Here is a 13,557-nt window from a genome sequence, read left to right as displayed (position 1 = left end):
ATACTTGTCATATTACATACAAAGGAGTATTTAACTATGAAGACGTTACTTATTAACGCACATCCTGATTTTAATAATGACAGTACTTATACTGCTCAAATGAAAGCTATGTTTTTAGAAAAATATAATGAAGCATTTCCTAATGGAGAGATTGAAGAACTTAACTTATATGAAGGTTTATTACCTCGTCTTGATAGCGAGCAATTATTAAACGTGTGGAATAAACTTGGCGCGGGTACACCGTTATCTGAAGAAGAGCAACAAGTTGCTGAGAAATCTACATTTTTAGTACAACAATTTAAAGCACATCATCGTATTGTGATTTTGACACCATTACACAACTTCAATATCACATCTCGTTTAAAAGATTACATCGATAATATTATGATTCCTAGAGAAACATTTAAATATACAGACGATGGCTCAGTTGGACTAATGACAGATGATTATAAAGCATTACTATTACAAGCAAGTGGTGGTATTTATACCAATGAAGATCGTTATACACCTCTTGAATTCTCATACCATTACTTAAGAGAAATGTTCAAAGAAGTTATGGGCTTTGATGAATTCTACATTGCACGTGCACAAGGTACATCCATTTTACCTAAAGAAGATATTATCAAAGACGCAGCTAAAGATATCGATCAAGTCTTTGACGCATTTTATTCATAATATATCAATGACCATATAAATCAAGCGTAGTACTTAACCATCATGTTCTGTACTACGCTTATTTTTTAGACTGCCTTAACACTTCCCTGTAGTTAAAAGGCTACTGTACCTATTAACATTGCAATAAGTAACAATACAATAGCAAAGCCCCATACCCAGAAGAAGGCATATTTAATATATGTGCCCATGTTGGCTTCGGCTAAACCAAGTGCAAGCCATACTGCTGGCGCAAATGGACTTACGAAAGTACCTATAATATTACCAATCACCATTGAATAAGCAGTAGACACTTGTGATACACCAAATTCAGCGGCTGTTTGTTTAACAATAGGTAACAATGCGAAATAGTAGGCGTCCGTACTTGTTAATAAATCAAGTGGTACACCAAAGATACCTACAATAATGTGAATATACGGTCCGACTGGTTGCGGAATAATATGAATGAAACTTGTAGAGATTGCTTTAAGCATACCCGTCTCATCGAGAATACCTAAGAACATCCCTGCTCCTACAATGACAACAGCCATCATTAATGCATTAGGTGCATGTGCTTTTAAGCGATCCATTTGTTCATCTACACTCTTATAGTTAATGATTAAAGCAATAGAGACACCTATCATAAATGCGAATTCTGGCGGAGCGATATTCGTTAACATTGCAACCATAACTAATAAAGTTAACAATGTATTAATCCACTTAATAGACCCATGCTCTCTAGCACGACCTCTTACTGGAAACTTAATATCTTGTTCATGTTCATAATGTGCAACAAGTTTATGTATATCAATATCTTGAGTTTGTTCAATTTCTCCCTTTGCGATCCCTTTTTGAATACGTTTCTTTTCTCTAAAACCTAAATACACTGCAAGTAACATAACGAGAATAAAACCAATTATTTGAATTGGTATTAAACCATACCATAATTCATTGACACTTTTAGCTTTTAATACGGTTGCGACACGCGCCATTGGACCACCCCAAGGCACCATATTCATCACTGCTGCACTGAGCGCTAGTAGTAAAATGAGTAAATAGCGACTCATATTTAATGCTTTATATAATGGTAATAAGGCGGGAATACATAATAAAAACGTTACCGCACCTGCGCCATCGAGTTGTGCAATCGTTCCAAGTAATGCCGTCATAATACAAACGACGACTACATTACCACGTGTCATCAGTAACAACCGCTTCACAAGTGGTTTAAACAGACCACTATCGTTCATAATACCAAAGAAAATAATCGCAAAAATGAACATAATGACAACGTTCATCACTTGCGCTAACCCTTTATCAAAGAACTTCACCAAATCGGCAACACTATAGCCTAAAATTAAAGCACCGATACATGGAATCAATGTCATACCCACAACCGGACTAATCTTCTTAGCAATTAGCAATCCTACAATTGAAATAATAATTGCTAAACCAACAATCGTTAACCACATACTATCCCCTTGCATGATTAACATCCCCTTTTAAATAGTGAAACGACGATATTGCATTTGATTACAAAATACTAAAATACCAAATCGTTTTAATTTTTAGAAAAATGTAAGCGCTTTAAAATATTTTATCATAACATGGTTTATGAGGAAATATGTAATTCGTATGGGAAATAGATTGGATCATTACACATCCATATTAAAACAGTCTAGGACATAAATATATATTTCAAGTTACATTCATATTTAGGCAGTAGTTGACTGAAATGAAAATGTGCTTGTACCAAGCTTTTTCATTTCTAGTCAACCTTGCCGGGGTGGGACAACGAAATAAATTTTAAGAAAATATTATTTCTGTCTCTCTCCCTTGAACTCAAATATATCAATCTGTTGCTTAGAGACCATAGTAAATTATTTAAAATAATGATATTTACAAGAAACAATAATGATTTCTGAATCATGTACTTTATAAACTAACCTATGTTCAAAATTGATTCTTCTACTATAATATCCTTTAAAATTACCTTTCAAAGCTTCAGGTTTTCCTTCACCTTCGAGTGGGCCATTACGATTTATACATTTTATCAAATGGTTAATCTTTTTTAATAATTTTTTATCAAGAATTTGCCAATATTTATAATCTTCAAATGCATCAGGTGTAAATAAAATATTTAATCTACTCATATGATTCTAAATCTACCTCTATTGTATTTCCACGCTCAGCATCTTCTATAGATTTAGCCAAGTGTTGGGCATTAGCAGGGGATTGTTGGAGGTATAATGTCTCCATCATCGCATTGTAATCTGACTCCGAAATCAATACAGCATTGCTATCATTAGTTGTTATAGTCACCGCATCTGAATCGTTGTTAACTTTATCTATTAAACTTCTAAAATTTTTTCTAGCTATTGAGTACGATACTATTGCCATAATCTGTACCTCCTTTTAATGAAATTGTACAAAAACCTGTACAATAAGTAAAGTGTATTGTTGCTCACACGTACCTTTGTTTGATGGAACTTTAAGAAGTTGTAAAGAGAAATTTATATTACGTTCATAATCTTAATTTATGATGGGGGTGTCGTCGGATTTTCTGAAGTACGTTGTTAATCTGTCGGCATTTCATTTTTAAATGTTGCTCATAATCCAGATTTAACAGATAGAGGTGCTAATAACATGAAAAACAGAAAGAATTCTTATAGTATTCGTAAGTTAAGTGTAGGTGCATCTTCCATCATCGTTGCATCTATGTTATTTGTTGGAGTGGAATCTGCACAAGCAGCAGAAACTGAACCACAAGATCAAACTACTATACAAAATGTTAAAGAAACAACTGAATCATCTAACTCTGATCAAACGCAACAACAATCTTTAGAATCTACAAAAGCGAAAGATTCTGATACAAATAATACGAATGTTGAACGTCCTAAGTCTAATTCGACACAAACATCAAATCAAGACACTGACAACATGCAGGATACATCAACTAATCAAACAATCCAAAATTCTAAACATATTAATCATAAAACTAATGACGTTTCACATGAAACTACAAAGACAAATGATACAGTTCAAACGTCATCTCAAGACAATTCAGAACAATCTCCTGAAGTCGACTCAAATGAGACACCAGCTTCAAATGACAAATCAACTCCAAGCAAACAAGAACCTAACAATACAAAGCAAGATATTGATGAAACATCTAAACCTAATGAAGATTCAAAACTTGTACCATCAAAGTCAAATATAACATCTAAAGCAGATAAACAAGAACAGTCTTCTAAAGAACCTGTTGAGGATAATGCTCAAAAAAATAAACATGTATCACAAGAAGATTCATCTTTAGAGAACCAAGGTACACAAGAGGTCCCGCAGACTGACTCACATAAAGATGTCAATGTAACACCTTCAAAGTCCTCATCAGCACAACATCCATCTACAACACAACATATTACAGCTAAAGATGCTAGTGCTTCACAAGAGGTGCCAGTTCATTCACTAGATTCATCTAAACAAGATCAAACAACATCGACTGAGAGCCATATCAATTTAGATAACCTAGATAAACAAGCGACTAAAGATAGTACACCTGCAGATAATGACGATGATCAATCTAAAGATGGTCTAAATACATTAACTAAAAATGCGGTAGCCATACATAACAACAAATCCAAAGCACAGGCTACTCAACCTACTAAAGATCAGACGAATAAGGTAGCGCCTCAACAACAATATAAAAATCATGACCCTATTATACTTGTTCATGGATTTAATGGTTTTACAGCTGATAATGGACCTGGTTTAGGAGATAGTAATTATTGGGGTGGCGAACGTCTTAACATCACACAAGAAGCACGTGCAAAAGGTTATAACGTGAGTGAAGCTAGTGTAAGTGCATTAGGTAGTAACTATGATCGTGCGGTTGAATTGTACTACTATATCAAAGGTGGCACTGTAGATTATGGTGCGGCACATGCAGCTAAATATGGTCATGAACGTTATGGCAAATCTTATGCAGGTGCCTATAGAGATTGGAAACCCGGCCAGAAAATCCATTTAATTGGCCATAGTATGGGTGGACAAACCGTTCGTTTATTAGAAGAAATATTACGTAATGGAAATCCTGAAGAAATCGAATATCAAAAGCAACATGGTGGTGACATTTCACCATTATATAAAGGTGGACAAGATAACATGATTTCTTCCATTACTACGTTAGCGTCACCTCATAACGGCACACACGCCTCTGATTTACTAGGTAATGAGGCAATTGTGAGACAAGCTGTTTATGATTTTGCGAAATCACAAGGTAATAAATTCTCTCGTGCCGATCTTGGTTTAACTCAATGGGGATTAAAACAGAGACCTGATGAAACTTATATAGACTATGTAAAACGCGTTGAAAATAGTAACTTATGGAAGACAAAAGATAATGGATTCTATGATTTAACAACTGAAGGTGCACAAGAGTTGAATAATCATACGTCACTCAACCCAAATATAGTTTATAAAACATATACTGGCGAATCATCTGACCCAGATAAAAACGGTATCCATCATCGTAATAATCATATGAATATTAAATATTTACCAACTACCAATGTAATTGGTAAATTAGACGATAAAGCTTGGCGAGAAAATGACGGTCTAGTATCAGTAGTTTCGGCACAACATCCATCTAATCAAAAATATGTCGATGCTACAGATCAAATTCAAAAAGGCGTATGGCAAGTCACACCTGTCCAACACGATTGGGACCATGGCGACTTTGTCGGAACACAAAAAGATGAAAACGGCATCTCAATCGGGCAATTCCAAGGCTTCTGGGATAACCTATTGAACGATGCTGTAAGAAACGAAAAAGAGACTGATCAATAAACATTTATAAAAATTAAGACCCCTTCTATATTTAAACAAATAGTCAATATAGAAGGGGTTATTATTCTATTTTAAAGATATATTTAATGATTTACTTTTATTCTTGAAACTATATAAATTCTTCATCTAATGAACGGTTTCTCCTGGGACGCCACCTTGGCCAACATCCCCAGCTGGACTACCATTAATCGTTTCTGGTTTACCATCTCCGTTATCATCCGTATAGTCATAAACCTCTATTTCAGGCATCGTTTCGTCAGAATGTTCTTCCTTTTCATCGATTTTTCTTTCTGTTTTAGGTTGAGTATCCGCTATATTTGTTACAGGCTGTTGAGGTTGGCTTACTGGTTGATTAACAGTATTTTGATTATTTTGCATTGTATCTTCAGGTGTTTGTTTATTATTTTCTTTAGTTGTTTTCTTTTTTGATTCTTTATGTTCTGTTTTATGCATTTCTTTCTCTTTAGTTACGATATTTTTATAAGAAGAATATCCCCATAAACCAGTCGCCAAGATTATAATAACTAAGCATACACATGCTAAGATAGACAAAAATATTTTCATCGTTTTCCCCCGTTTTTTCTTCCAAATTCCTTTTCATATTGTTATAAACTATTAAAATACCTACATAATAGTCTCTATCACAGTTAAATCGGTACCGTAATGTTGACAAAATTTATCATTCTGACCTACTTCATTGGAACCTGACAACAAACCATTTGGTTGTGCTACTTTTTATAAATTTAAGTCTATTGATTTTATATTATCTTATTTTGTAACAACTTACTATATATTTTTTAAAGTTATGTATAAATATTTCTTATAACTTAAAATGTTTTCATTTATAAATAAAAAATGGTCATATATTGATATATATGTTGGAAAAACGAGGCTATAAGAAACGAAAAAGTGACTGATTAGTAGTGTGAGTTGTAGAAAGTCATCATATAAAACAAATGCCAATCCACCTATCATTAAAGGTGAATTGGCATTTTTACTATTGCGCGTTATCTATGAGTTACTTTCTTTGATAGCCTCATATAATTCTACAAATTTTTTACCTTCTTTACGTGACACGTAATCAAATATCCAATTTTCATTATTGTTTTCGGTTATTACTATTCTATACGGACTAAATGATAAACCAAATTTCAAACTCTTTATTTCATTAAAGTGAAATTCGTTTTTAATCTCTGAACCTTTCAGTAATCCATCTGCTTCAAAATAAATCATGTCTTTTAGTAAATATAGTGTCCCGGGCACGCCTTGAGATGTAAGTAATTTCATTGAAACTTGAACTTTATACACTGGGTGTTCTAAATTAATTTCCATCATATTTCTCCTCTCATTAATTTAGTAACTACGATTAATAATGTTCTAATCAGACTGAACTTTTAAACTATTTATGAATTCATTTTTATGATTATTTATTTCTTAATAAAACTATACCCTAAAATATATTTGAAATAGTCATTTTATATAGAAAAAAGGCAACTTCTATCTCAATCATAGAAATTGCCTTTAGCTTATATAAAGTTATTTAAAAATAAATACATCTGTTTTATAGAGTTTCAATATTTTCACAAATAGATAATTGAAAAAGATAGCTGATATGATTGGTACGATGACATAAGTTATCGCAACCAATAGCAAGCCACTACCCATACTAGTACCTAATAAGTTTAATGACTTAATTGGGCCTACTAATCCAATTAAACCAAACCCAGCCGAATCAGGTGTACCTTTAATATTAAGCAACCCGCCTACGAGTCCTGATACTGCAGCGGTACAAGTAATTGGTAAAAATATAATAGGATGTCGAATGGTATTAGGCATCATTAATTTAACGGCACCAAGTAACACTGAAATCGGAACACCTACTTTGTTAACACGCCATGCCCCTAGCGCTAGCATAATAGCACTAGCAGAGACACCTATAGCTGCTGAACCTGCTGCGAGCCCTGAAATACCAATGGCAATACCAATTCCAATCGCAGATATCGGTGACACAATAAGAATAGAGAATATCACTGATATTAGAATTGTCATAATGATAGGTTGTGTATTTGTTAAGCTATTAACAACATTACCTATCCCCACTGTTATCAATTTGGTATACGGCAGTAATAATAATCCTAAGAGGCCAGGAATACCACCGGCAACGATGGGTAAGATAATCATATTTAAACTACCTGCACGATCTCCGATGATTAAAATAATACCTACTGCAATCGCTCCGGTAATCATGGTATTAATTAAATCTCCAATACCTATAATGACCCATTGGTGATTTGTAATTGTCGTTGCACCAGAACCGACAAATGTTGCTGCACCAACCACAGCTGTTTGTAATTGTGTTAAATTAAACTGTATCGCAATTAAGACACCCGTTAATATGGGAATCGTATATTGAATGCCTTGTACTACAACTGCTATTTTTGAAAATATCTCATTATACTGACTTAAGTATTTACTCAAGTCTCCTAAAATCGCGTTAGGAAGCATACCTACAACGATTGCTATCGCTAATCCATTTAATATATTAAATAAAAATGATCTGGGTGTAATCCATTGTTTTTCGCCCATAATTCAAATACCTCATATTTTCTTTCTTGATTTTAAAGCACGTGATAACAAACCTTATTAATAAAAAAACACTCTCGCCGAACTCATACATAAACGTATGAATTTATACGAAAGTGTTTGAAGTTATGATTATAATACCATGATTTTTTAGAATAGCAACAGTTATTTGATACGATTGTTTGGGCTATATAATGTGAGTTGTTAAAAAGCCCCGCCATAATCAACTATTACATAAACTGTAAGTGAATCACACATATTGGGTATCAACGCTCTTCGAATATGTTAAATAAATTTTCCGCCTAGTTATCAACTACTAAATCGAATTAGGTGTTTTTACACTTTTATAACAACATGTTAACTTAAGATAGAATAATTAGTTTTGCCGTTTTGATTAAGTTTGAATAGGCTATCTAAATCATATAATTAATCTATATTTATTCACAAAAGGAAGATGAGTATGAAGCGAAAAACAAGAAAGCGTATATATCTTATACTCATGGCTATAGATTTAATTACCGTGCTTATAATTATAGGGTTCACTGATATGCCCTATAGCAGCAGACAATATTTCGGCTATGCTTTTACAATATTACTGACACTATATTGTTTAGTTCCAAGTACGAAAGACAAACAAAATGACGATGATAATTAAGTTTATTTAATCCTACCTATGCCTTTAAGCGCTTCATGATATGGTAATGTTAATTCGTTACATGTCATAACTTTTCCTTCATCGTTAAATGTAAACTCCGCATACACTTCTATGATGCCTTGGTTTCCATTCTTTTTCTCTACTTCTACGTCATAACGTAGAAACACAGCATTTTGATTTTCATCAATGATTATCGTTTTAAAATGACTGATTTTCAAACTTGAAACAACTTCTTTTAACTTTTTTAGATGTGCTTTAAATTCATCAAAATTAGTGGAAACATGATCTGTCGTTTGTACGTATGTGGGCGCAAAATAGTTATTTATTTTATCCAAATTCAAATCAATTAAGATGTCATTATAAAGTGATTTTATCGTAGTTTTTAAGTCTATTTTGTTCATGATAAAACTCCTTTAATCAATTATTATATAATTACAATTGAAATAATTTCATTTCAATAATAGTGTAACAATAAAATAAATAATATACATCTTTTATCTTAATAGTATCGCATATCGCTTAGTTCCATAAATAAAAAAGGAAACAGTGCGTTCACACATGCTTCCCTCTTAAAGTTTAATATTTGATTTTAATCAATCGTAAATTTTCGTAAACAATAGAACTGTATCAAACATTTATATTTCAAAATGTTCCATAATAATTTGATTTAATTGTTTTTTAATCTGTGAGAATTCACAGTTCAAGTCTAATGATTTAACACTAATAAGGTTGCCACTCATTTGAAACTTATTTTCAGGTGTCTTTTCTTCATCTGTTTTAGCATATAAGAGCATGCCAGATACATTTGTATTTACTTCTTTCTCCCTTATATAAAAAGCATGATTTTTTACATAAGTAAATATCTGATAAAGGTTTGCAGAATGTATTTTATAAGTATCATAATAGTTTTGTAAGGACTTTTTATAAAACTTAGCATCTATGATTAAGTAATCCTTTTTATTAGAAATCATAATATCACTTTTCATAGTTGGTAACATTGAGGATTCATCATCATCTAATTTCCATGGTATGTGTGCTGCAGTTACACTCAATTGTGGAAAAGTTTTCTTAAAATATTCAAATAAAAACTTTTCATATAAGTGTGACATACGTTGTTCATCTTTAAAGTCCAGTACTTGTCTATTTCCTTCGTTATTTGATTGTAAAAGACCTTCGACAATTAAATTACATATGGCAATTAACATTTTGTATGTCTTGTTATTTCGTGTAAAACGCATATTCCAATTAATACTGCTTAAATCTATTTGATTAACAGAACTGAAATGAATCAATAGATTTTTCAATTTCTTTTTTCTTTCCTTTGAGATATCTTCATTAATCAGAAGTAACATTGTTGATTTAATAATTTGATTTAAATAATTATTTATTGAACATTCATCATATACACAACTAAGTTTTTTATTTAATATATCCAAATTACTAATAGACTCTGAAATATCAATTTTTCCTCGAACCATTGTTAATGCTTCTTGTTTTTCAATATATTCATAGTGTAAACCACGCTTAATTTGATTTGAAACACCTTTTATTAAAATAGCTGTATATAACTCATTAGCATTATCAAAATCTTCTGCGATGACATTTACATAAGTATTTTCTTTCAAAACAGAAAAAGCATAAGTCAACATATAATAAATGTTTCTTATTTCTATCATTTTATCGAGGTCCTTAATTTATCAGTCCATAAATCTACTTGAGATGGTTCATCAAACCAATATTCTTTAATTAGAGGTATGATCTCAAATTCTACAATATTAGATAGTATAAGATCAGTAACATAACTTAAATTACTAAAATAGCTATGTCCAATTGTAAATCCTTCTCCAAGTGAATCATCGTTTACAATATCAAGATTTAAATTTTGAACACATTGAATAAGAGCATCAAATTTTTCACTCGATAAACTATCTTGATACAATTTAAATCCAACATTATCAAACGATACAGTCATATCAAAGAACGCAAAACGTCTGCGAAGCGCATAATCTAATATTGCTAAACTGCGATCAGCTGTATTCATCATACCAATGATATAAATATTTGGTGGAACAGAAAATTTCTCATCTGCATATAATAATTCGAGCTCAGCACCTCGTTTATCATTTTCAATTAACATAAATAGCTCCCCAAATATTTTACTTAAATTCCCACGATTGATTTCATCAATGATAAAGAAATAGCTATTCTCGCTATCTTCCTCAGCTAGTTTGCAAAAATTATAAAAGGTTCCATTTCTTAATTCAAATCCATTCTTAGATGGTCTGAACCCCATAATAAAATCTTCGTACGAGTAGCTTTGATGAAATTGAACCATTTTAACACGACTTTTATCTTTCACTACCATCATAGAGTACGCTAAACGCTTTGCAATATAGGTTTTCCCCACACCAGGAGGGCCTTGCAATATAACATTTTTCTTCATTTCCAATAACTGAATTAATCTATAATACTCATCTTCATTCATATACACTTCATTTAAGAAATCTGTAACTTCATAAACAAGATAATTTTCCTTTACAGAATTAATTTCATTCATACTATCTTGATTGAATAACATGTTTAATTTTTTAATAAGTTCATTATATGGGGTAATATCATCTAATACTTTATCTGTAGTTTCAAGATAGCTTTTCCATTCACCTTTGTTTTTCCAATCAATATAACGTATATTAGAAAATTCTTTATCAAGCACGTATTTAGTATCTGAAGAAACAATTCCCCAACCAAGTATCATATCTTGCTCATTTTTTACATATATTATGTCACCTATAGCCATTTCATTAATAAACTGATAAATGGTATTAGTAACGTTAGTATAATTGCGTTCATCACCATAGGTATTTTGAAGTTTCTTTTCTATTTCTTCTTTTTTGAAATATTTGGATATATCATTAAGTTCATTATATCCTATAGAAATACATCCATTATCATAGAACCATTCCCAATTTCTTTCTTGTGAATCTAAACATAACATCCAATAATTTTTAGATGGAATATCTTGATCTGTATCAGTTGACCCTGCCACTACTTTAGATGTTTTATCCTTAAGTTCATTTATTTCTTCGGAATATCTCCAAACTTCAAAGCTTAAATCAACTATCTGATTCAATACGGTTTTAGAACTAGATAAATATTCCTTTATAACATCGATAACTTTTAAATAGTCTTTTCCACTCAGATAAGTTGAAACATTAGGTAACTGATTAATAATCATTTCAGGGACTTTTCCTGATTGATAAATATACCAAACCGTTCGTTTATCAAGGTTTAAATAATCTTCAGGTGAAATCCAAAATAAAGCGCTTGTTAATTTACTATTTCCTATTCCTCTCTTATCTATAATGAAATCAAAATAACGTATAAATTGATCTTTATTATATTCACTTTTTTCAATTGAATATTTTATTGCAATTTCAAATAATGACCATAACTCATCAATATCGTTATCTTTGCGTATACCTACAAAATCATAAAAAGTAGCATTCATATTATTGACCGTTGGTATCCCTTCAAAATTTGTAGGAACCTTAGCTTCAATTTCTAAAATCTTAGAAAATGCTTCTGCAATTTTTATCTTATTTGATGTTTTTAAAGAGCTTTTATTAAATAATGCAAGTACAGTAAAAGGATCAATATCTATTAATTGATTATCCTTTTCTAAAGTAGGCAATTTAATATCAGCAATCTGATATGCCTTTTTTACATTTTGAATTAATTGTTCACGATGTTCACGAAACTTTAATAACTTCATAGCAAACTCATTATAAAATTCAATCCATGTTTTATCGATAGATTGATAACTTATTGCACTCTCTTCTTTTAACTCATAATCATACATCTCATAGTACACCCCCTATAATTTTAAATAACATGCATTTAATATACATTTTACATGCATTAATGTTGTAATACCATACTTTATTTGGTTGTTTTAAATACTATTTTCATAAGAAGTTAGATACAATTAGTTTTATCAAAAAATAACTGACGCACAATTTACATGATTATTTATACCTTCTAATAATTCAGAGTAGAAAATAAATATATTAAAGGGAAAACTCATCCATTTTATACAAATAATTATATATTTAATTACTACATATTTACGATATTACTGACACTATATTGCATAATTCAATTCCATGTACGAAAAACACTCCAAAGAATAAGTCATAATTATTCCATTCCCTTTTATAAATAAAAAAAGGGAACAGTGCGTTCACACATGCTTCCCTCTTAAAGTTTAGTATTTGATTTTAATCAATCGTAAATTTTCGTAAACAGTATAGTGAAATCGTTAGTATAAATATACTAGCGACTAACAAGATTGTCTCAGTAGCATCGCTATGTTCTACTATAATAATTCTGACAATCGCTGTAATACCGATATAAATAAAGTACTGTAACGAAAAATGATAATTGTGTTTGAAATATTGAATAATGAGTAGAATAAACTCAATATACATGAACGATACCAATAAATCTTCAATAACTTGGCTATATTTCAAGTCTTTATCTTGTAAAAATAAGTTTTGAAAGAAACCAAAACACTCGGTAAATAAAAATATAACAAGTGTTATCGCAATGAGACCAATACAAATATTAACTGCTAATAACAACAATTTAGAAAACTGTTCACTTATCTTTTCAGGCGTAAATTTCTTCATTTTTCTCCTTAATGAGCCTTTTTTAGTATTCAATGTTAATTTTCCTATTCAACACAAAATCGGGTTGAAATACCAACCCGATTTATTATATAGCATTTAAATTTCTTTTCAACTTATGATACGAATATTCTA

13 protein-coding genes are annotated in these 13,557 nt (G+C 31.1%); 3 read left to right on the top strand and 10 right to left on the bottom strand.

The genetic code is table 11. From position 1 onward, the window contains the following. Positions 1-36 precede the first annotated feature (36 nt). Positions 37-675, top strand: a complete 639-nt coding sequence (locus JX000_RS00245; RefSeq protein ID WP_049425548.1) for an FMN-dependent NADH-azoreductase — start codon at positions 37-39, stop codon at positions 673-675. Positions 676-767: 92 nt separating this feature from the next. Here JX000_RS00245 and JX000_RS00240 read toward each other — a convergent pair whose 3' ends face one another. The 3 genes from JX000_RS00240 to JX000_RS00230 all read right to left on the bottom strand — a co-directional run bounded on the left by JX000_RS00240 (position 768) and on the right by JX000_RS00230 (position 3,051). Then, a complete protein-coding gene (locus tag JX000_RS00240) occupies positions 768-2,138 on the bottom strand; it encodes a CitMHS family transporter (RefSeq protein ID WP_002450206.1) in 1,371 nt (456 codons plus the stop codon). A 393-nt stretch (positions 2,139-2,531) separates the two neighbouring features. Further along, complete coding sequence (locus JX000_RS00235; protein ID WP_107532818.1) at positions 2,532-2,804, bottom strand: Txe/YoeB family addiction module toxin; 273 nt, start codon at positions 2,802-2,804, stop codon at positions 2,532-2,534. After that, positions 2,797-3,051, bottom strand: coding sequence for a type II toxin-antitoxin system Phd/YefM family antitoxin (locus JX000_RS00230; protein WP_002466398.1), 255 nt, complete (start codon positions 3,049-3,051; stop codon positions 2,797-2,799). Before JX000_RS00230 ends, JX000_RS00235 begins: the two co-directional genes overlap by 8 nt. 246 nt (positions 3,052-3,297) lie before the next feature. On the opposite strand from JX000_RS00230, the gene lip reads away from it, so the two are divergent. Continuing rightward, positions 3,298-5,499, top strand: a complete 2,202-nt coding sequence (gene lip, locus JX000_RS00225; protein ID WP_206140745.1) for a YSIRK-targeted triacylglycerol lipase — start codon at positions 3,298-3,300, stop codon at positions 5,497-5,499. Positions 5,500-5,625: 126 nt separating this feature from the next. On the opposite strand, the gene JX000_RS00220 is transcribed toward lip, so the two are convergent. The 3 genes from JX000_RS00220 to JX000_RS00210 all read right to left on the bottom strand — a co-directional run bounded on the left by JX000_RS00220 (position 5,626) and on the right by JX000_RS00210 (position 8,085). After that, positions 5,626-6,063, bottom strand: coding sequence for a hypothetical protein (locus tag JX000_RS00220; RefSeq protein ID WP_145506246.1), 438 nt, complete (start codon positions 6,061-6,063; stop codon positions 5,626-5,628). 447 nt (positions 6,064-6,510) lie between these two features. Further along, positions 6,511-6,831: a hypothetical protein gene (locus JX000_RS00215; RefSeq protein ID WP_206140744.1), complete on the bottom strand. Its 321-nt coding sequence runs from the start codon at positions 6,829-6,831 to the stop codon at positions 6,511-6,513. A gap of 204 nt (positions 6,832-7,035) precedes the next feature. Beyond that, complete coding sequence (locus JX000_RS00210; RefSeq protein WP_145506240.1) at positions 7,036-8,085, bottom strand: PTS sugar transporter subunit IIC; 1,050 nt, start codon at positions 8,083-8,085, stop codon at positions 7,036-7,038. 457 nt (positions 8,086-8,542) lie between these two features. Here JX000_RS00210 and JX000_RS00205 point away from each other — a divergent pair, with 457 nt between their 5' ends. After that, on the top strand, positions 8,543-8,737 hold the full coding sequence (locus JX000_RS00205; RefSeq protein WP_145506237.1) for a hypothetical protein: 195 nt from the start codon (positions 8,543-8,545) through the stop codon (positions 8,735-8,737). A gap of 2 nt (positions 8,738-8,739) precedes the next feature. Here JX000_RS00205 and JX000_RS00200 read toward each other — a convergent pair whose 3' ends face one another. The 4 genes from JX000_RS00200 to JX000_RS00185 form a co-directional block, all read right to left on the bottom strand. Then, a complete protein-coding gene (locus JX000_RS00200; RefSeq protein ID WP_145506234.1) occupies positions 8,740-9,138 on the bottom strand; it encodes a nuclear transport factor 2 family protein in 399 nt (132 codons plus the stop codon). A gap of 234 nt (positions 9,139-9,372) precedes the next feature. Then, positions 9,373-10,413: a 5-methylcytosine-specific restriction endonuclease system specificity protein McrC gene (mcrC, locus tag JX000_RS00195; protein WP_145506232.1), complete on the bottom strand. Its 1,041-nt coding sequence runs from the start codon at positions 10,411-10,413 to the stop codon at positions 9,373-9,375. After that, positions 10,410-12,596, bottom strand: coding sequence for an AAA family ATPase (locus JX000_RS00190; RefSeq protein ID WP_186364167.1), 2,187 nt, complete (start codon positions 12,594-12,596; stop codon positions 10,410-10,412). The genes mcrC and JX000_RS00190 overlap by 4 nt, the downstream gene beginning before the upstream one ends. 418 nt (positions 12,597-13,014) lie before the next feature. Further along, complete coding sequence (locus JX000_RS00185) at positions 13,015-13,425, bottom strand: phosphate-starvation-inducible protein PsiE (protein ID WP_002450195.1); 411 nt, start codon at positions 13,423-13,425, stop codon at positions 13,015-13,017. Positions 13,426-13,557: the final 132 nt, after the last annotated feature.

This window comes from Staphylococcus sp. SB1-57 (assembly GCF_017086425.1).
Taxonomy (GTDB): domain Bacteria; phylum Bacillota; class Bacilli; order Staphylococcales; family Staphylococcaceae; genus Staphylococcus; species Staphylococcus warneri_A.
Note: the sequence above shows the minus strand (reverse complement) of the source record. Positions and strands in the feature narration are given on the sequence as shown.